Source organism: Lutibacter sp., from assembly GCF_030692605.1.
Taxonomy (GTDB): domain Bacteria; phylum Bacteroidota; class Bacteroidia; order Flavobacteriales; family Flavobacteriaceae; genus Lutibacter.
In genome coordinates this window covers 1-18,962 of sequence record NZ_JAUYUD010000077.1, presented here as the reverse complement: position 1 = coordinate 18,962, position 18,962 = coordinate 1, and the positions used below count along the sequence as shown (strand labels likewise).

At 28.8% G+C, this 18,962-nt stretch carries 18 protein-coding genes and 1 tRNA gene; 9 read left to right on the top strand and 10 right to left on the bottom strand.

Annotation, left to right across the window (positions count from 1 at the left end):
* Positions 1 to 34 precede the first annotated feature (34 nt).
* Both rpsA and Q8S45_RS06990 read right to left on the bottom strand, forming a co-directional pair.
* Positions 35 to 2,176: a 30S ribosomal protein S1 gene (rpsA, locus tag Q8S45_RS06995; protein ID WP_305602828.1), complete on the bottom strand. Its 2,142-nt coding sequence runs from the start codon at positions 2,174 to 2,176 to the stop codon at positions 35 to 37.
* Between the two features lie 244 nt (positions 2,177 to 2,420).
* The gene (locus Q8S45_RS06990) at positions 2,421 to 3,845 is read right to left on the bottom strand and encodes an ATP-dependent RecD-like DNA helicase (protein ID WP_305602825.1); all 1,425 of its coding nucleotides are present in this window, start codon (positions 3,843 to 3,845) and stop codon (positions 2,421 to 2,423) included.
* Positions 3,846 to 3,947: 102 nt separating this feature from the next.
* Here Q8S45_RS06990 and Q8S45_RS06985 point away from each other — a divergent pair, with 102 nt between their 5' ends.
* Genes Q8S45_RS06985 through Q8S45_RS06975 form a run of 3 tightly spaced genes read left to right on the top strand, consistent with a single transcriptional unit; the run spans position 3,948 to position 6,045 of the window.
* The gene (locus Q8S45_RS06985; protein WP_305602822.1) at positions 3,948 to 4,682 is read left to right on the top strand and encodes a hypothetical protein; all 735 of its coding nucleotides are present in this window, start codon (positions 3,948 to 3,950) and stop codon (positions 4,680 to 4,682) included.
* On the top strand, positions 4,648 to 5,496 hold the full coding sequence (locus tag Q8S45_RS06980) for a DUF3822 family protein (RefSeq protein WP_305602819.1): 849 nt from the start codon (positions 4,648 to 4,650) through the stop codon (positions 5,494 to 5,496). The genes Q8S45_RS06985 and Q8S45_RS06980 overlap by 35 nt, the downstream gene beginning before the upstream one ends.
* Complete coding sequence (locus Q8S45_RS06975) at positions 5,497 to 6,045, top strand: RsmD family RNA methyltransferase (RefSeq protein ID WP_305602816.1); 549 nt, start codon at positions 5,497 to 5,499, stop codon at positions 6,043 to 6,045.
* On the opposite strand, the gene Q8S45_RS06970 is transcribed toward Q8S45_RS06975, so the two are convergent.
* The 5 genes from Q8S45_RS06970 to Q8S45_RS06950 form a co-directional block, all read right to left on the bottom strand.
* Complete coding sequence (locus Q8S45_RS06970) at positions 6,042 to 6,995, bottom strand: MoxR family ATPase (RefSeq protein ID WP_305602813.1); 954 nt, start codon at positions 6,993 to 6,995, stop codon at positions 6,042 to 6,044. The two genes, Q8S45_RS06975 and Q8S45_RS06970, sit on opposite strands and share 4 nt — an antisense overlap.
* Before the next feature lie 2 nt (positions 6,996 to 6,997).
* Positions 6,998 to 8,356 carry a peptidylprolyl isomerase gene (locus Q8S45_RS06965; protein WP_305602811.1) on the bottom strand — a complete coding sequence of 453 codons (1,359 nt, stop codon included), beginning with the start codon at positions 8,354 to 8,356 and terminating at the stop codon, positions 6,998 to 7,000.
* A 1-nt stretch (position 8,357) separates the two neighbouring features.
* Entirely contained in the window at positions 8,358 to 9,209 is an 852-nt protein-coding gene (locus Q8S45_RS06960; RefSeq protein WP_305602809.1) for a peptidyl-prolyl cis-trans isomerase, read from the bottom strand.
* Positions 9,210 to 9,212: 3 nt separating this feature from the next.
* Complete coding sequence (locus Q8S45_RS06955; protein WP_305602807.1) at positions 9,213 to 10,820, bottom strand: peptidylprolyl isomerase; 1,608 nt, start codon at positions 10,818 to 10,820, stop codon at positions 9,213 to 9,215.
* A gap of 104 nt (positions 10,821 to 10,924) precedes the next feature.
* Positions 10,925 to 11,209, bottom strand: a complete 285-nt coding sequence (locus Q8S45_RS06950; protein ID WP_371132993.1) for a DUF493 family protein — start codon at positions 11,207 to 11,209, stop codon at positions 10,925 to 10,927.
* A 112-nt stretch (positions 11,210 to 11,321) separates the two neighbouring features.
* On the opposite strand from Q8S45_RS06950, the gene Q8S45_RS06945 reads away from it, so the two are divergent.
* The 5 genes from Q8S45_RS06945 to Q8S45_RS06925 all read left to right on the top strand — a co-directional run bounded on the left by Q8S45_RS06945 (position 11,322) and on the right by Q8S45_RS06925 (position 15,809).
* Entirely contained in the window at positions 11,322 to 11,852 is a 531-nt protein-coding gene (locus Q8S45_RS06945) for an ATP-binding protein (RefSeq protein ID WP_305602805.1), read from the top strand.
* 1 nt (position 11,853) lies between these two features.
* Positions 11,854 to 13,746 carry an ATP-dependent DNA helicase RecQ gene (locus Q8S45_RS06940; RefSeq protein ID WP_305602802.1) on the top strand — a complete coding sequence of 631 codons (1,893 nt, stop codon included), beginning with the start codon at positions 11,854 to 11,856 and terminating at the stop codon, positions 13,744 to 13,746.
* Between the two features lie 2 nt (positions 13,747 to 13,748).
* Positions 13,749 to 14,693, top strand: coding sequence for a methionyl-tRNA formyltransferase (gene fmt / locus Q8S45_RS06935; RefSeq protein ID WP_305602799.1), 945 nt, complete (start codon positions 13,749 to 13,751; stop codon positions 14,691 to 14,693).
* Positions 14,694 to 14,881: 188 nt separating this feature from the next.
* Positions 14,882 to 15,154, top strand: coding sequence for an HU family DNA-binding protein (locus Q8S45_RS06930; RefSeq protein WP_305602797.1), 273 nt, complete (start codon positions 14,882 to 14,884; stop codon positions 15,152 to 15,154).
* A 97-nt stretch (positions 15,155 to 15,251) separates the two neighbouring features.
* Positions 15,252 to 15,809 carry a YqgE/AlgH family protein gene (locus tag Q8S45_RS06925; protein WP_305602794.1) on the top strand — a complete coding sequence of 186 codons (558 nt, stop codon included), beginning with the start codon at positions 15,252 to 15,254 and terminating at the stop codon, positions 15,807 to 15,809.
* Here Q8S45_RS06925 and Q8S45_RS06920 read toward each other — a convergent pair.
* Together Q8S45_RS06920 and Q8S45_RS06915 are read right to left on the bottom strand one after the other, a co-directional pair.
* The gene (locus Q8S45_RS06920; RefSeq protein ID WP_305602791.1) at positions 15,795 to 16,619 is read right to left on the bottom strand and encodes an aminotransferase class IV; all 825 of its coding nucleotides are present in this window, start codon (positions 16,617 to 16,619) and stop codon (positions 15,795 to 15,797) included. The two genes, Q8S45_RS06925 and Q8S45_RS06920, sit on opposite strands and share 15 nt — an antisense overlap.
* 52 nt (positions 16,620 to 16,671) lie before the next feature.
* A complete protein-coding gene (locus Q8S45_RS06915) occupies positions 16,672 to 17,055 on the bottom strand; it encodes an START-like domain-containing protein (RefSeq protein ID WP_305602788.1) in 384 nt (127 codons plus the stop codon).
* Between the two features lie 124 nt (positions 17,056 to 17,179).
* Between Q8S45_RS06915 and Q8S45_RS06910 the strand changes: the two genes are divergently transcribed.
* Positions 17,180 to 17,253: transfer RNA gene (locus Q8S45_RS06910), tRNA-Met, on the top strand.
* Between the two features lie 276 nt (positions 17,254 to 17,529).
* Here the strand turns inward: Q8S45_RS06910 and Q8S45_RS06905 are convergent.
* On the bottom strand, positions 17,530 to 18,309 hold the full coding sequence (locus Q8S45_RS06905; protein WP_305602785.1) for a type VI secretion system tube protein Hcp: 780 nt from the start codon (positions 18,307 to 18,309) through the stop codon (positions 17,530 to 17,532).
* Positions 18,310 to 18,962 lie beyond the last annotated feature (653 nt).

Here is an 18,962-nt window from a genome sequence, read left to right as displayed (position 1 = left end):
GTTACAGCTTTTTGAAAAATATTTAAAAAATGGATTATTTTTTACCTTTTTCCATTTTTGCTTTTAAAGCTGCAAGTTCTTCATTGATATCACCAAAAGTTGTTTTTTCGGCGGCATCACTATTAGTTTGTGCTGTTTTAATATTTTTATCTTCTTGTTCTTTAAAAATTGAAGTATGAGAAGCTACTACACGTCTAAATTCTTTGTTAAATTCAATAACTTTAAATTCGTCTTTGTCTCCTTTGTTTAATTTTGAACCATCTTCTTTTACAGTAAATCTACTAGGTACAAAAGCTTCAACACCATCTTCTAAAACAACAATTAAGCCTTTATCGCTTTTATCTTTTACTGTTCCAGTATGCACAGAATCTATAGAATAAGTATCTTCGTGAGCATCCCAAGGATTGTCAAGTGTTTGTTTATGGCCTAAATTTAATTTACGACCTTCAACATCTAATTCTAAAACTTGAACTTCTAATTTATCACCAACAGATACGAAATCTGATGGGTGTTTAATTTTCTTAGTCCAAGAAAGATCAGAAATATAAACTAAACCGTCTATTCCTTCTTCTAATTCAACAAAAACACCAAAATTTGTATAATTACGCACTGTTCCTGTATGGGTTGAACCAACTGGATACTTTTCTACGATATTATTCCATGGATCTGGGAATAATTGTTTAATACCTAAAGACATTTTTCTATCATCTCTGTCTAAAGTTAAAACTTGAGCTTTAACTTCATCACCAACAGATACAAAATCTTGAGCCGAACGTAAATGTGTTGACCAAGACATTTCAGAAACGTGAATTAAACCTTCAACACCTTGATTTACTTCAATAAATGCACCGTAATCTGCAATAACTACTACTTTTCCAGTAACAGTATCTCCTACTTTAATGCTTTCATCTAAAGCTTCCCAAGGATGAGGATGTAATTGTTTTAGACCTAATTGAATTCTTGTTTTTTCATCATCAAAATCAAGAATAACAACATTTAATGTTTGGTCTAATTCAACCACTTCACTTGGATGGTTAATTCTAGACCAAGATAAATCTGTAATATGAACTAATCCATCTACACCACCTAAGTCAACAAAAACACCATATGAAGTTATGTTTTTAACAACACCTTCTAATACCTGTCCTTTTTCTAATTTACCAATAATTTCTTTTTTCTGAATTTCTATATCAGCTTCAATTAATGCTTTATGAGAAACTACAACGTTTTTAAATTCGTGGTTAATTTTAACAACCTTGAATTCCATTGTTTTTTCAACATATTGATCGTAATCTCTAATTGGTTTAACATCAATTTGAGAACCTGGTAAAAATGCTTCAATTCCAAAAACATCTACAATCATACCACCACGAGTTCTACACTTCACAAAACCATTAACTACAATACCTGTTTCGTGTGCACTAATTACACGATCCCAAGCTTTAATTACTCTTGCTTTTTTATGAGATAAAACTAATTGACCTGAACTATCTTCTCTTTTATCAACTAACACCTCTACAATATCTCCTACTTTTAAGTTTGGATTGTAACGGAATTCATTTAATGAAATTACTCCTTCAGATTTTGAATTGATGTCAATAATTGCTTCACGGTCAGTTTTTCTAACCACAATGCCATCAATTACCTCACTTTCATTTACAACACCTAAAGTGCCATCTAAAGCTGCTTCAAACGCTTTTAAGTTTTCTTCGTCAACTGCTTCAATACCTTCTTCGTATTTGTGCCAATCAAATTTTGCTAAAAACTCTTCAGGTTTTAGTTTTTCTTCTTTTGGAATTTCAACTACTTCAATAGCGACTTCTTTAGTAGTTTCTTTAACGGCTTTAACAGCTTTAACTGGTTTAGCAACAACTTCTTTTACCTCTTCAATTACTTCAGTTGCTATTACTTCAGCTTTAACTTCTTTAATTGTTTCTGTTACTGCTTCAACTACTTCAGTTGCTACTACTTCAGCTTCAACTTCTTTAATTGTTTCGGTTACTGCTTCAACTACTTCAGTTGCTACTACTTCAGCTTCAACTTCTTTAATTGTTTCTGTTACCGCTTCAACTACTTCAATTATTTCTTCACTAGTTTCTACTTGAGGCGTTGCCTCTGTTTGAGTTACTTCGGTAGCTTCTATTTGCTCCTTTGTTTTTTTTGTTTCTTCAGACATTTGCTGATGATAATTATTTGTATCTTATTGTTATCCAGATTTGTACACGATAATAACTCAAAGAGATTATTTATATTTTTTTTCTCTTACTCCTTTTAAAATCTGCTCTCGTTTAAAGGAGTGCAAATTTAAGTTTTTTATTTATTATAACAAAAAGAAAATGAAGGTTTTAAATATGCAAATTGTTATGTTTAGAAATGTAATTAGAAAAATATAGTTTTAGTAATGCCAATCCACATTTTTTTTATAAAAAATAATCATTTTTAAAACCTATTAAATACACTTTTTGTTCAGCTCTTGTAAGTGCCGTATAAAGCCATCTTAAATAGCCTACTGTTTGACCATCGGACAAATAAGGTTGTTCAATAAATACAATTTTCCATTGGCCGCCTTGAGATTTATGACAAGTAACCGCATAAGAAAATTTGATCTGAAGCGCATTAAAAAATTTACTCTTCTTAATGCTTAACAATTGTTTATATTTTGATTTTTCATTACTAAAATCTTTCGCAACTTCCTGATATAAACGATTTGAATCTTCATATGATAAGGAAGGTGATTCGGTATCTAACGTGTCTAAAAGCACTACAGTATCAAAAGGTTTCTGATTTGGATAATCCACCATTCTAATTTTTACCTCGGCGAATCTAAAACCATATAATTCTTTATAATTATAAATTCGCAAAATTTCACAAATATCTCCATTCGCAATAAACCCAGCTTCACTATCATCATCTAACCAGAAATAATTGTTTTTGACAACCATTATAAAATCACCAGATGAAATTTCATTTTCTTGGCCTCTAATTTTAGTTCTAATTTGAGTATTATATTGGTTTGCTCTTTTATTGGAGCGAACAATAAACGTAGTATCTTCAATTCCGTATTTGTCGTAGGCGCTAATTAAGGCATCCTCAATTTCATACCCATCTTCTAATCTAATAATATCTGGATATCCCAATTTAAATTGAAAAGTTTCAAAACCTTTGAGGCCTATTATTAGTCGAAGTTGGGTGGCATTCAATAAAATTCCAGAATTTGCATGCTGTCTCATTACTTCGTTCAATTCTATTTCAATAATATTTTTATTGTAATTTAAACTTAGAATTTTAGCGTCTAATGCAGGACTTACGTCTAATTTTACAGGAGGTAATTGAGCTGTATCGCCAATTAAAATCAATTTACAGTGCTTTCCGCCATCAATAAAACTCATTAAATCGTCTAATAAAGAAGAACTTTCGAAAAGTTTTGGTCCATTCACTCTGTCTGGAATCATAGATGCTTCATCAACTATAAAAACTGTGTTGGAATGTTTATTTGGTTGAAGAACAAATTCTACTCCTCCAACTTTAGTTTTTTTTGGATGATAAATTTTTTTATGAATGGTGTATGCCTGTTTACTTGAATAATTTGATATTACTTTGGCAGCTCTACCAGTGGGCGCCAATAAAACGGCTTTTTTTCCAGCTTTCCATAGATTATTTACAACAGTACTAATAGTGGTAGTCTTACCTGTTCCTGCATAACCCTTTATTAAAAAAGTAGTTTCATTAGTTGATTCAAATAAAAATGCAGCTAATTTTTGAAGTAACTCATCTTGTAGATTGGTTGGTTCAAATGGGAATTTAATAATAAGTTCTTTATAAAATTCAGATGCAGTTTTAATCATATTTTCAAGAAAATTCAAATATACAAATTGATTTATGCTTAAAAATTTTTCTCATTAAAAAAAATTTGTAGATTTGCCTACAGACATAAAAAAAATATACAAATGACAACAATTTTGATTATAATCGCAGGTATTATAGTTACTGGATTTTTAGCGTATGCTATAGTGAATAAAATTCCTAGAAAATTTCATTGGATGCTTTCATTAGTTTTGCTTGCTTTGGCCGCTTTTTTAGTTTATAAAATTAATTTTGAAATTCAAAAACCAATTCATTTTAATAAGGAGAAAAAAGTTAGGTATGCTAAAGTTATCAAAAATTTAAAAATTATTAGAGATGCTGAAGTAGCATACAAAAAAGTAACAGGAAATTACACCTCAGATGGTGAAGCTTTAATTCAATTTATTGAAACAGGGAAATTTGCCGTTACTCAAACAAGAAACGTAGTAAGAACTGTGAAAGAAAGAGGTGGAATTACTAAAGAAATTGAAGTAAGAGTAGTTGACACTGTTGGATATGAAGATGTAAAAGCATCTTTTGTTGGGAAAGACTACAAAAACATGATGAGCATTCCAGGTACCGATCAAAAATTTAAAATTGAAATTGGTGAAGTTGAAAAAGTAGCTGGTTTAATGGCAAAGGTTTTTGAAGTAAAAGTAGACAAGGCACTTATTTTAGCTGGTTTAGATATGAATCTTGTAAAACAAGAAAAAGAAGCCATTGGAGGTGAAGAAATTAGAGGAGAATTTGTGAGTGTAGGATCATTAGGTGAAGTTAGCGAAGATGGTAACTGGCCCCCATTTTATGAAAAAGGAGGAAAAAAAGATAATAAGGAATAATCGTAATTTAGAATTAAACAATCTAGAGGACAAACATTTATCCATCCAACTTAGTTTGGATGGATTTTCTTTTTGTATTTATAACAAGGTAAATTTAATGTTTGAGAATTTTAACGAATTTTCTTTTAGCCTTCCTGCTAGTTCACCTTACAAACATTTAGAATTTGTAGAAGAAATTTTTTCTAGTGAACCATTGTTACAACCAAAATACAAGTCGGTTTCGGTTACACATTTCAATAACTTGGCAACCCAAGTACCTGCTGCCTTATTTGATAAAAAGTTATTAAATACCTATTTGAAATATTCGGTTAAGGTTTTAGAAAATGATTACATCACCTACGATAAAATTGATAATAGTGAAATAATAAACGTTTATATTCCTTTTGTAAATATTAATAACTTTTTGCTTGAAAAATATGGCGCATTCAATTTTAAGCATTCGTCCACTATTTTAATTGAAAATCTATTAGGATCTTTTAAAAATTCAGAAAACAAAAAATGTTTTGTAAATGTTTATGCTAATAATTTTGAAATAGTAGTCCTCAATGGAAATAAATTAGAACTTTTTAATTGTTTTAATTTTAAAACAAAGGAAGATTTTATTTATTATATTTTGTTTACTGCTGAACAATTAAAATTAAATCCAGAAGAATTTGAATTATTTTTAATGGGTGACATTGAAAAAGATTCAGAATTATATAGTATCACCTACAAATACATTAGAAATGTAAAATTTTATGAGCCTTCACAATTCCCTACTGAATTAAGTGAACTCCCAAAACATTCTAATTTCACACTTTTAAATAATAATTAAATGCGAATTATCTCTGGTAAATTTAAAGGGAAACGCATTACAGCTCCCAAAAAACTTCCTGTTCGCCCAACAACTGATATGGCTAAGGAAGCCTTGTTCAATATTTTAAACAACACCTACTATTTTAACGAAATTAACGTATTAGATCTTTTTTCTGGAACAGGAAATATAAGCTACGAATTCGCATCTAGAGGTTCTCAAAATATTATTTCTGTTGATGAAGATTATTGCTGTGTTAAGTTTATAAATACAATTAATTTAGAATTAGGAACATCTATAAACGCTATTAAAAGTGATGTTTTTAAATTTTTAGAAAAGTATTCTGCAACTTTCGATGTAATTTTTGCAGATCCCCCTTATAGTTTTGAAAAATCTCAATTTGAAAAAATTATTCATTTAATTTTTTTAAATAATTTATTAAAAGAGGGTGGCACTTTAATTATTGAACACTCTAAACAAACCGATTTAAGTAATGTTGTTAATTACAGTCATTCTAAAAAGTATGGCGGTAATATGTTTAGTTTTTTTGAATTAAATCAAATCGATTAGAACAAAGCTTCAATAATTTGCATTTCCGAAACACCTTCGGCTTCAGCTTTATAATTTTTAACTATTCTATGTTTAAGTATAGAATATGCAACTGCTTGAACATCTTCAATATCGGGTGAGTATTTACCATTTACTGCTGCGTTGGCCTTTGCGCCTAATATTAAATTTTGAGAAGCTCTAGGACCTGCTCCCCAATCAACATAGTTTGTAACTATTTCGGGAGATTCAATTGATCCAGGTCTGGTTTTAGCAACCAACCCAACGGCATATTCTATTACATTATCCACTACAGGAATTCTTCTAATCAAATGTTGAAAACTTAAAATTTCTGTTGCTGTTAAAATGGTATTTATTTCCTGTTTTTCATCATTGGTAGTGCTTTTTACAACTGCTACTTCTTCAGAAAAACTTGGGTAATCCAAGTTAATAGAAAACATAAATCGATCTAACTGAGCTTCTGGAAGAGGGTAAGTTCCTTCTTGTTCAATCGGATTTTGAGTAGCCAACACAAAAAAGGGTTCATCCAATTTATAATAATGCCCTGCCACAGTTACAGATCTTTCTTGCATTGCTTCAAGAAGGGCTGCCTGTGTTTTTGGGGGAGTCCTATTTATTTCATCAGCTAAAATAATATTACTAAAAATGGGCCCTTTTATAAATTTAAATTGATTTTTTTCGTCAAGTATTTCGCTACCTAGAATATCGGAAGGCATTAGATCAGGTGTAAATTGAATGCGTTTAAAATCTAATCCTAATGTTTTGGATATAGTGTTAACCATTAATGTTTTTGCAAGCCCTGGCACACCAATTAACAAAGAATGACCACCACTCAATATTGATAACAAAATATGGTTTACGGCCTTATCTTGTCCAATTATAATTTTGGCAATTTCTTTTTTAAGTTCTTGGTGTTTTTGTACTAAGTTTTGAAGGGCTTCTACATCAGACATAGTTATTCTTTTTTCCAATTATTTTTAAAGGTACATTTTTTAAAATCTTCATTAATTTTTATGTAGGTATCTAAAATTTTGGTTTTAGACCATTTTTCAACAGTTTCTTCTTGTTTTTTTTGTAATGTTAATTGTTGAATTTTTTCATAATCTTTAATAAAATTAGCAACGTGAGCATCACTTTTGCTTTTTAATAAAATAATTTTAAACATTTTTGATTCTCCTCTTACTTCATCGTAATATGGTTCTGTAATTTCACCAGCTTTTAAGTTGCTTACTTTTCCATATAAATTTGGATCCATTAGTGTTAAATCAAAACGAGTATCATTGGATTCTGGATTTAAAATTAAACCTCTATTGTGTTTTGTTTCAATGTCATCAGAAAATTGTATAACGGCATCTTCAAAAGTCATAGTACCTTCCAAAATTTCTTTTCTTATTTTTACTAATTCTGCTTTAGCAGCATTCATTTCTTCACTAGTAATTTTTGGTTGAATTAAAATGTGTCTAACATCGCGCTCCTGACCTTTAATTTTTTCAACTTGAATGATATGAAATCCAAAACCGGATTCAAAAGGTTCTGAAATTTCACCTTCATCTAGGCTAAAAGCTACCTCTTTAAATTCTTTTATAAATCCACTTGTTCGGGTTAAAGTATATAATCCGCCAGAACCAGCGCCATTACTTGAAACAGCAGGGTCATCAGAATTTATAATGGCTTTTAATCGAAAGCTATAACCATCTTCAATTTCTAATTTAATATCTTTTAATTTAGAAATAACTCTATTTGTTTCTGCTTCAGAAGGTTTAAGTGTTTTTACAATTTGAGCCAATTCAATTTCAGCACTAAATTCTGGTAAATTAGTATCTTTTTCAAGATTTCTAAAATAGGTTCTAACCTCTTCTGGGGTTACATCAATTTTATCAATAATACTTGCTCTTTCTCGCCTAATTAATAATTGTTCTTTTTGAATTTCGAACAATTCACTTCTTAAATCATCTTCATCATTAAAACCATACATTTTTAACACTTTTTCCATAGAACCTAATTGCTGTGTAAAAAAACTGATGTTTCGATCTACTTCAGTGTTTACTTCGGCCTCTGCAACAACTATACTATCTATAACAGCATGGTGAGCTAATAACTTTTGGATCATAACTTCTTCCAAGATCTCACAATCTGTAATATCAATTTTTCCTTCGATACGTTGTTGAAGTTCTTTTTTAAATTTCTCTATATCTGAGTCTAATACAATATTTTTACCCACTACTACTGCAACTCCGTCAATTTTTATACGTTCTTGAGCTTTTGCTCCAATAAAAAATAAAAGCAAGGTTATTCCAATAATATTTTTTTTCATTTTAATAAATTTCAAATTGTTGTTTTTTATTTGCATCGTCAATTAATGTTTCTTCAATATTTCTTAATAATAATAACTTTCTTTGATGTAAAATCATTTGTTTTATAGTTGGCGTAATGTAACTTTTTGGAGCAATTTCATTTCTACGCAACACCTGTTTTATAGCCACCAAATATACACCTAATGAGTCTTCTTTTTGAACAAAACTATTGTTTTTTAATAAAGCGTCTTTATCCACATTTTTAAAAACAGGAACTTTATTTACAAATTCTGAATACTTTACCCAAACAGTTTCATCTAAATGATACGAATTTAGGTTCAATCCTTTCTTTTCAAGTTTATCTAAATCTTCTTTTTTACCCGATTTAAATAGTGAAGTAAGTTGATTTGGATTAGTTATGTCTTTTCCAATTTTAATATACCTTAATTTTAGTAATTCCTCATTTAGTATAAATTCCTGATTGTTTTCATTATAAAATTTTTCAATATCTTCATTGGTAATTTCCTTATTCAAATACTCTGTTACAACGGCTTCTTTGTAAGAATTAATAAACAAATCTTCCTTATATTTTTTAACAAGTTGGTCAAATTCTTTCGATTGATCATCTAAATTTATCTTTGCTTTTTCTAATAATAATTGGTGTTTTATCCAATTTTTAATGTAATTTTTTACCAATAAAACACTGTCTTGCTTCGTTACATCTTTTGTTATAATATTTTGTAAATCTTCTTTGTATAAATAAACGCTATTTACACGTGCAATTGCTTTTTTTGATTCATCTGATTTAACAGTAAAATACTTACAGGATGTTGTTAAAAGGATTACTGCAAAACCAATTATAAATTTATTCATATCTTAAAATTTAAAATTAATAATTCGACTATTTTCGTCTGAATTTATATGAACTGTATATTTTGAATAAAGATTTTTCAAAAGTATTTCTTCTAGTGATAATTGATAATCTACCATAACTTGGTCGCTAACTTCTTCGAAAGTTTTAGCATGGTATTTCAATTCTTTATTTTTAATAAAATAAGCATTTAATTCATTCAAATTAGTAGATTTTTGCCAAACCAATTTATCCATTAAATCAAATAGTAACAAACCATCCTTAAAATCTGTGTACAATGTAGCAAATTCTGAATTTGTAAATTCTAAAGTTTCCTTAAAATAAGTGATTACTTCTTTTTCTTTAAAATTTTCAAATGCATCGTAAATAGATGTGTATTTTACAGTATTCAAATAATTAATAAATGTTTGTTGCCCTATTTTTTTATCATTTATTGATAATAGTGTGTTATTGAATTTAGCATTATTAGTTTTCCAATCTTCATTTTTAAATTGTTGAAGGGCTGTATTATTTATAGATATATTGTACTTTTTAAGGAGTTTATTTACAGTAGATTTGCTAATAATAGTAGCTCTTTCATCGTTATCAACCATGACACCTAATTTGTCATAAAGTATATTGAAACTTTCTAATGGATACTTTTTATGTAATTGGATAATATGCCATCCAAATGACGTTTCAAAAGGTTTCGAAATGTCACCTTCCATTTTTAACGCAAAAGCTACATCTTCAAATTCAGAAACAATTGCTCCAGTTCCAAATTTTGGCATTAAGCCATTGTTGGAAGCACTTTCTCTATCTTCAGAAAATTTTTGAACCATTTCTTTAAATGTGGCCTTTTTTGTTTCTAGTAACTTGTAAATTGAATCAATTTTCCTTACTACATTTTGAGTATTTTTTGATAGTATTAAATGGTTAACTTCTATTTCACCACGAGATTTTCGAATGTCATGAACTTTCAAAATATGATAGCCAAATCGGGTTCTAAAAGGCTCTGAAATTTCATTTATTTTAGTGTTATAAGCAATATTTTCAAAGGGATATACCATTTGAAAAGCAGTAAAGAAACCCAAATTCCCATCATTTTCAATAACAGATGGATCTTCTGAATATTTTTTAGCAACTTCTTTAAAATTGTCGCCATTTAATAAAAATCCTTTAGCCTTCAAAATTTTATTAAAATATATAAGAGTGTCTTTTGGTGAGGTATTTGGAGGAATTGTAACTAAAATATGACTTGCGTTAATTTCATTTTGAAGTCGATTATAACCTTCTAAAATTAACTTTTTTTTAATTAAAGTATCTTTTAAATAAGGTAGCACAAGGGCGTTTTTATAGTGTTGTAATTCATTTTTAAATTTTGGAAGTGTATCTAGACCCATTGCTTGGGCTTCTTTAACTTTTAATTTAAAATTTACAAATAGCTTTAAATAATCTTGGATAGAATTTGTTTTAGATTCTGAAATAACCTTCAAATTGTTTTTATAGGAATGCAAAAAATCTGCAGTTAAATAATTTTCATTATCTATTGAAAAAAGAACATTGCTATGTTCTTGTGAATAATTTTTAAAAGTAAAAAGTAAAATAAAAAAGAACCAATAAATGCCTTTCATTAAAATAAATTTTTGAAATAAACTTTAGACGGTAAAAGTAAATTTACCTTTAAATTAAAACGTTGCAAGATATTTTTTATTTTTTTTAATCCATGTTAAAGTAATCACAAAGATATAATGCCTTCAACCTGCTCAGCTTCCATATACTTGACAATTATGTCGTCTGCAGTTTTCATAATAACTAAAACGGACAAACTTACAAATTTACCAGTTTTTGAATGTGTTTTTGTTATTACAGCACCAGCATGGTTAAACATTGATTCAATCTGATTCATTTTTTCTTCATCAGAAGGAATAATAAATTTAAAAAGATATTTTGAAGGAAATTTAGTATCCTTTTTGAGCTTCTTCTTCAATTTTTTGTAAAATTCTGTTCTTTTGTCCATCATAATTGTTGCTTTGACCTAATAAAAAGTAACGGTCAGACGTTTTCTTTAAATAGATGACAAAATTACATGTTTATTTTTTAGTTTAATTTAACGAATACTTTATTTTTGTAGTATGCAACAAAAAATAGTTATAACTGGAGGTCCAGGAACTGGAAAATCTACTGTAATTGATGAACTTATCAAGAGAAATTATAGTTGTATGACCGAAATTTCTCGAAAAGTAACATTAGAAGCTCGAAAAAACGGTATGGAACAATTGTTTTTAACTAAACCATTATTGTTTAGTGAATTATTACTAGAAGGTAGAGTTAATCAATATTTAGAGGCTCAGAAAATAGAAAGTAATTTTATTTTTTTTGATAGAGGAATTCCGGATGTTCATGCATATATGAATTATATAAGTATCGATTATCCTTCTATGTATATTGAAAAAAGCACATTATATCGATATGACAAAATATTTTTAATGCCTCCTTGGGAAGAAATCTATATTTCTGATGATGAAAGATATGAAAATTTCGAACAAGCTTTGGCTATTCATAATCATTTGGAAAGAACATATAAGAATCTAAATTATGCCATTATTGAAGTTCCCACAGGAAATATAAATGTAAGAACAGATTTTATTTTGAACCATCTTTAAAATGGCTACTCCAGTTGATATATTAAAAAAATATTGGAATTTAGAACAATTTTGGGCTCCGCAAGAAGCTATTATTAATGAAGTTCTTGCGAAAAAAGACTGTGTTGTTCTTTTACCAACTGGTGGCGGAAAATCGATGTGTTACCAAATTCCGACCTTATTATTTGATGGCATTTGTATTGTAATTTCTCCTTTAATTGCTTTAATTGAAGATCAGGTTTCTAGTTTAACAGCTAAAAATATTAAAGCAATTGCCCTAACATCAAAATTATCGAATTACGATTTAATTATTGCCTTTGATAATCTTCAATTTGGAAATTACAAGTTTGTATATCTTTCTCCTGAAAAATTGCAGTCGCAAGTAATTCAGGATAAAATTAAGCAACTAAATGTTTCATTGATTGCCATAGATGAGGCACATTGTATTTCTGAATGGGGACACGATTTTAGGCCTTACTATCTTCAGCTTAAAGTGCTAAAAGAGTTACACCCTAACACCCCTTTAATTGCACTAACTGCAACTGCTACCGAAAAAGTATTGGAAGATATTCAAAATAATCTTTCTATAAAAAATGCAACTGTTTTTAAAAAGTCATTTGAACGTCCAAATTTAACGTATCAAGTAATTTTTACTGAAAATATATATGGACAGTTATTAAGTCATCTATCCAAGAATAAAAATGCTGGAATTGTTTATGTAAATAGCAGAAAGCAAACCAAAGAAGTTTGTGAATTTTTAAATAGAAATAATTTAAAAAGTAACTTTTATCATGGAGGTTTGATCCCTTCTGAAAAAAGTAAGGCATTATCTCTTTGGATGAATGATGAAATTCCAATTATGGTGGCAACTAATGCTTTTGGAATGGGAATAAATAAAGCCAATGTTGATGCCGTTGTTCATATCAATATTCCAAATAGTATTGAAAATTACATCCAAGAATCGGGCAGGGCAGGTAGAAATGGAGAAAGATCTATGGCATTAATATTAACCAATGAATCACTTATTTATAATGCAAAAAGCAAATTTACAAGCAATCTACCAACAATATTGGTTGTTAAATCAGTTTATCAATACATAAATCAGTATTTTAAAATTGGGCTAGGAGAGATGCCAGATCAGTTATTTGATTTCTCATTGCAAGCATTTTGTGAAACGTATAAACTAAATTTACTACAAACCTATAATGCATTGAAGGTTTTAGATAGGGAAAATATTATAGCATTGGATGAAAATTTCTCACGTAAATCAACTATTATTTTTATGTCGTCTGGTTCTCAAGTTATAGATTATATTGAAAATAATCCATCAAAAAAAGAGCTAATTAATTTTGTTTTAAGAAGTTATGGAGGTGTTTTTGATCACTATACTATTATAAATGAACATAAAATAATGAAAAATCTCAATTATACAAAAAGTCATTTATTACAATTATTGACAGAACTTAAAAAGGATGGAATTATAGATTATAATTTTGAAAACACGTCTTCTAAATTAAAATTTTTAGTTCCAAGAGAGGATGCATATACCATTAATCTAATTTCAAAAAACATTGAACAACAAAACAATCTTAAAGCTTTCAAATTTGATGCGGTATTAGCTTATTTAAAAAATGAATTTCAATGTAGAAATAAACAATTATTGATATATTTTGATGAAATAGTTGTGCAAGATTGTTTAACTTGTGACAATTGTTTGAGAATAAATAGTAACAATAATGAAATACTTAATATTGAAGAAAAATTGTTGAATTTTCTAAAGGTTGGTCCCCAATCATCGTTGGCATTGGTTCAGCAATTTCAATGTTCCGACACTGTAGTTTTAAATACCCTAAAAACATTATTAGAACACAATAAAATATCAATAACTTCGCAAAATAAATATAAACTGAATTAAAAATGAGGGATGTTAGAATTGTTTTTATGGGAACCCCTGATTTTGCAGTTGGTACTTTAGATGCATTATTAAAGGCAAATATTAACGTAGTGGGCGTTATAACAGCACCAGACAAGCCAGCTGGACGAGGTAGAAAAATTCAACAATCTGCTGTTAAAGAGTATGCTGTACAAGCAAATTTACCAATTTTGCAACCTACAAATTTAAAAGACGAATCGTTTATTACGGATTTAAAAAACTTAAATGCAAATCTTCAAATAGTTGTTGCATTCCGTATGCTTCCAAAGGTAGTTTGGCAAATGCCAAAATTGGGAACATTCAATTTACATGCCTCTTTATTACCAGATTATAGAGGAGCTGCACCCATAAATTGGGCCATTATAAACGGTGAATCTAAAACTGGGGTTACCACTTTTTTTATTGATGAAAAAATCGATACAGGAACCATTATTCTACAAAAAGAACTTGCTATTGAATCAACTGAGATTGTTGGTCAATTACACGATAAATTAATGGTATTAGGAAGTCAATTGGTTGTTGAAACTGTAAAATTAATTGCCGAAAACAAGGTTGAAACTAAAAAACAACCTGAAAATGATTTGAAATTGGCTCCTAAACTTTTTACTGAAACTTGCCAGATAGATTGGAATAAGAACACTTCAGAAATTTTTAATTTAATTAGAGGTTTAAATCCGTATCCGGCAGCTTGGACCACTTTAATAAACGGTTCTGAAACTATAAAAGTAAAAATATTTGATATTCAACAAGAGATTTGCCCTACCATGTTGAGTCCAGGGTCTATAGTATTTAATAAATTAGAATTAAAAGTTAGTACGGTAGATGGTTTTATAAAAATTGAATCGTTGCAGTTAGCAGGAAAACGTAAAATGGATACTAAAAGTTTATTAAATGGGTTCGATTTCGAACTGGACTCTAAAATGATTTAAACCCCTTATTTTATTGAGTTTTTATATTTTTTATACCAAATAGTAAAACGTTATTAACATTTCTTGTTATTTATCAACAAAAAAATCACTTTTTTTACGAAAAACTTGCACAAACCCTTATTCCGTCTAACTTTGTTAAGCTTTTATTAGCGAAATAATGTTTAACCAATTAATTTAATACTAATACTATGAACAAATCAGATTTAATTGATGCAATGGCAGCTGACGCTGGCATCACAAAAGCAGCAGCAAAAGCAGCACTAGAATCATTAACAGAAAATGTTACTGCAACTCTTAAAGGAGGTGGAAAAGTAGCTTTAGTTGGATGGGGAACTTGGTCAGTATCTAATAGAGCAGCTAGAACAGGAAGAAATCCTCAAACTGGTAAAACTATTAAAATTGCAGCTAAAAATGTTGTGAAATTTAAAGCAGGAGCTGGATTTAGCGATGCTGTAAACTAATTTAAATTAGTTCTAAAAAATTAAAAACTCTCTTATTTACTTCGAGAGTTTTTTTTATTTATAAAATTTACTATATTTAGAATATTAAAAGAATTTTATGTCTACAAATAATCTAACCAAAGGAAAACTCTTAATTGCCGAACCATCTATTTTAAATGATAAAGAATTTAATAGATCGGTTATTTATTTGTCCGAACATAACGAAAAAGGGTGTATTGGTTTTATCATAAATAAACCAACAGAATTTGTACTTAACGATTTGATTCCAGATATAAATTGTGATTTTAAAATTTATAATGGAGGACCTGTTGAACAGGAAAATTTATATTTTATACATAAATGTCCCGAATTAATTCCTAATAGTATTGAAATAGATGATGACATATATTGGGGAGGGAATTTTGAAGTACTAACTCAATTATTAAATGACCACACTATTGAAAATTCCGATATTCGTTTTTTTCTTGGATATTCTGGTTGGTCTATTAATCAATTAGATGATGAGTTAAATGAAAGTACTTGGAAAATTGTTGAAAACAATTACGTGAATTTATTTACTGAAAACGCAAATTCTATTTGGAAAAATCAGTTGATGAAATTTGGTGGTGAATATCAAATATGGGCGAATGCACCTGAAAATTTATCGCTCAACTAATTTTTTTAATTCTTTGCTCAATAGTTCAGAAATGTCTTTTTTATACTCATTTTTTTTATAAACTGAAACAGGTTGAATTTCAACAATAGCATTTGTAATAAATATTTCATCGGCTTTTTGTAAATCGAATGGAGATATTTGAGTTTCTTCCAATTCAAATTGTGGTAGTTTTGATATTATTTCAATTATTTTTTTTCGAATGATACCTTTTATGCAGCCATCTGCTAATTTTGGCGTTTTAATTGTATTTCCAAAAACTAAAAACACGTTTCCATTTATTGCTTCAACTACATTTTTATTTTGATTTAATAATATACAATTATCAAAATCATTTTCATTTGCATAAATACTTGCCAATACATTTGTTATTTTTGAAGTTGTTTTTATGGTTGAAAGTAATCCGGAAGAAATGTAATAATCTTTAAAAATATCAATTTCATATTCTTTTTTTAGATTTTCAATCAATGGTTCAGCACTAATTAAGAAATCTATTTCATTTGTTACTGGTGTGTATTTTCCACCTTCTTTTCTAAATACAATTAGTTTAACTCGTGCATTTTCGAAATTATTAGCCACCACAGTTTTTGTAAGTTGTTCTTTAAAAAAAGCAAGTGTAAATTCCATTGGAATTGTCATTCTTAGCATTCTTAATGAAGCCATAAGTCTAAAATAGTGATCTTCCAAAAAATGAATGGTTCCATTTTTCACCTTTATTGTATCAAAAACACCATCGCCATAATTAAGAGCTCTATTATTAGAACTTAAATTTAGGTTTGCATCTTCTACTATGTTACCGTTGAAATTTATCATAATAAAAAAAACCTTGAAAATTCAAGGTTAAATTTAGTAATTTATAATTGCACTATGCGCCTATTTTGTGTTTCAGAGATTCTATCTGATTTTCCCAAAACATTTTTGCATCCTCAACTTCATCTTCTTCAGCAAAATCAGTAACAATTAGAGAAACATCTTTAGTAATTTCATCAACCTGAATTTTAAATTCAAAAAACGTTTTTTCATCTCCATCTTCAAGCCATTTAAACTTTATTTTTTCATCAGGTCTTTCTTGAAGCACTTTTGCTTGTTCTTGGGAATCATCCCATATAAAAGTGAATATTTCTCCTCTTGAATTAACATTATCTGCAAACCATTCTGTAAGTCCAGAAGCGGTACCAAAGTATTGATATAAAAGACTTGGGGACGCGTGAATTGGAAATTCTATTTCAAATTTTATTTTTGCAGGCATTTTTTGTTTTTGAGTGCACAATATATAGATTATTTCATTTTAAAAAAAATTATAAAAGCAAAAAAAAAAAGAAAAAACATTACTTAAAAAGTAAATATTAATTATATTTGCACCCTTTATAAATGGCGTGGTAGCTCAGTTGGTTAGAGCGTCGGATTCATAACCCGGAGGTCTCCAGTTCAATTCTGGATCACGCTACATAGAAATCAAGGACTTAGGCAGTTGGCTTAGGTCCTTTTTCTTTTTGAATGAGGAAATTTATCCTAATACCTTTATTTTTATTGATGTTAAGTCTTCAATGCTATAACAAACCACAAAAAAACCCCAAGCAATTTGCTTGGGTTTTTTAAATAAATGAAATTTCTAGTTAAATTTTATTACTGTAAAATACCTCAATTATACCAATTGAAATTTGCTAAAAAAAATCACTTTTTCTAACTATTTACAAAATTTAAAAACATCCTATTTATGTTTTTATTTTGGGTTGTTATTTTTGCCTTTATTAGGTTTTTTATCTCCTGGTAATCCTTTTTCATTGATGGCCATTGCTGTACATGCTCCATCTTCTATTTTTAAGTAAAAATCAACTGAGCTACGGCTCATCCCTGTCCCAGTAGAACTTAAACCTGTGCTACTAGCATTATTCGCTCCCCAACTCCAATCTGCTGTCAAAGTACAAACTCCATTTGGACAATCATCGGTTGGTATTTCGCATACACCATCTACAACTGCATATTTTGTACTTGCAACATCGCATCTTTTGGTAAAATGAAAATCTTGCATCGAAACTTTGTGGACTCCCTGTTCATCAATAGCGATTTCGGAAGGAGGTGAATCAGAACTAGATTTACCTTTTGCAACTGCTTCTGCCAATTTAGGAGAACTTTTGTCTATTTCTTTTGTAATAGTTACTGGTTTATGTTGTCTTTTACCAGTTGGCAAACCACTTGCTGCATCTCTTGGGCTAATTACTTCGGTTACAGAATTATCTGTTGAGCTTACGCTATATTCTCGTATAAACCTCACTTGCTCGTGCTGTCTTTTGCCAGTTGCCATTCCACTGGCAGCATCTCTTGGTGATTTTACATCATATTCAAATGAAATAGAATAGCCAGTTTCTGTTGGGCTTACTCGGCACTTAACATTTTTTTTCACGTCATACCCAGTCGTTTTTGAAGTTGCTTCTTGAGCAAATAATTGACTTGTGATACAAGTAATAGCAATAAATGCTATGGTAATGAATTTTGTTTTCATAATTTCTAAAGTTTAAATTTTTAATTTTTTTTAGTTGTTTAGTAATAAATACTTTAAGTTCAAAAATTTTGACCTATTTATAATAAAAATAAATTTCAAATTATAATAAATTTCAGTTAATAAATAGAACGATTAAATGTCTATGAAAGCAAGTAATTTATATGTTCCCTTTTAGGTTTGAAAACAAAGACAACATCTTGTTTATTAACTATGTATCAAATATATAAAATAATTATATGATAATTATCATTTTTAGTAATTGACATCCTTAATACTATAAATGGTATATTCATGTTAAAATTAAAGAGTTGTATAGAATTTTTATATTGCAAAAAAAGTTGAAGCAAATGAAAAATTCAAGAAATGGGTTTTAGTTATTGACTCTATTTTGATAAAAAATTAATCAGAAAAAATCTATACTTTGCATTTACCTTAAATATTTTAATGCTGATACAAATAAAAAAAAACAAGCACAAGCACAAACATGGGTTTTTATCTATTAATAAAAAAAATTTTGATTGTCCGTAATTACCCATAATTAATAAAAAAGCGTTATATTTGATAAAAAAAACGATGAATTTATTCAGTTTTACAGCAAATTTTGGGAGCGAGGAATCTTGTAGGCTTCATTTTAAAGAAGAAAGAGACAAAAT

Coding starts and splice junctions, on each gene's coding strand:
- rpsA (WP_305602828.1), bottom strand. CDS start 2,176: ATGTCTGAAGAAACAAAAAAAACAAAGGAGCAAATAGAAGCTACCGAA.
- Q8S45_RS06990 (WP_305602825.1), bottom strand. CDS start 3,845: ATGATTAAAACTGCATCTGAATTTTATAAAGAACTTATTATTAAATTC.
- Q8S45_RS06985 (WP_305602822.1), top strand. CDS start 3,948: ATGACAACAATTTTGATTATAATCGCAGGTATTATAGTTACTGGATTT.
- Q8S45_RS06980 (WP_305602819.1), top strand. CDS start 4,648: ATGAAAAAGGAGGAAAAAAAGATAATAAGGAATAATCGTAATTTAGAA.
- Q8S45_RS06975 (WP_305602816.1), top strand. CDS start 5,497: ATGCGAATTATCTCTGGTAAATTTAAAGGGAAACGCATTACAGCTCCC.
- Q8S45_RS06970 (WP_305602813.1), bottom strand. CDS start 6,995: ATGTCTGATGTAGAAGCCCTTCAAAACTTAGTACAAAAACACCAAGAA.
- Q8S45_RS06965 (WP_305602811.1), bottom strand. CDS start 8,356: ATGAAAAAAAATATTATTGGAATAACCTTGCTTTTATTTTTTATTGGA.
- Q8S45_RS06960 (WP_305602809.1), bottom strand. CDS start 9,209: ATGAATAAATTTATAATTGGTTTTGCAGTAATCCTTTTAACAACATCC.
- Q8S45_RS06955 (WP_305602807.1), bottom strand. CDS start 10,820: ATGAAAGGCATTTATTGGTTCTTTTTTATTTTACTTTTTACTTTTAAA.
- Q8S45_RS06950 (WP_371132993.1), bottom strand. CDS start 11,209: ATGATGGACAAAAGAACAGAATTTTACAAAAAATTGAAGAAGAAGCTC.
- Q8S45_RS06945 (WP_305602805.1), top strand. CDS start 11,322: ATGCAACAAAAAATAGTTATAACTGGAGGTCCAGGAACTGGAAAATCT.
- Q8S45_RS06940 (WP_305602802.1), top strand. CDS start 11,854: ATGGCTACTCCAGTTGATATATTAAAAAAATATTGGAATTTAGAACAA.
- fmt (WP_305602799.1), top strand. CDS start 13,749: ATGAGGGATGTTAGAATTGTTTTTATGGGAACCCCTGATTTTGCAGTT.
- Q8S45_RS06930 (WP_305602797.1), top strand. CDS start 14,882: ATGAACAAATCAGATTTAATTGATGCAATGGCAGCTGACGCTGGCATC.
- Q8S45_RS06925 (WP_305602794.1), top strand. CDS start 15,252: ATGTCTACAAATAATCTAACCAAAGGAAAACTCTTAATTGCCGAACCA.
- Q8S45_RS06920 (WP_305602791.1), bottom strand. CDS start 16,619: ATGATAAATTTCAACGGTAACATAGTAGAAGATGCAAACCTAAATTTA.
- Q8S45_RS06915 (WP_305602788.1), bottom strand. CDS start 17,055: ATGCCTGCAAAAATAAAATTTGAAATAGAATTTCCAATTCACGCGTCC.
- Q8S45_RS06905 (WP_305602785.1), bottom strand. CDS start 18,309: ATGAAAACAAAATTCATTACCATAGCATTTATTGCTATTACTTGTATC.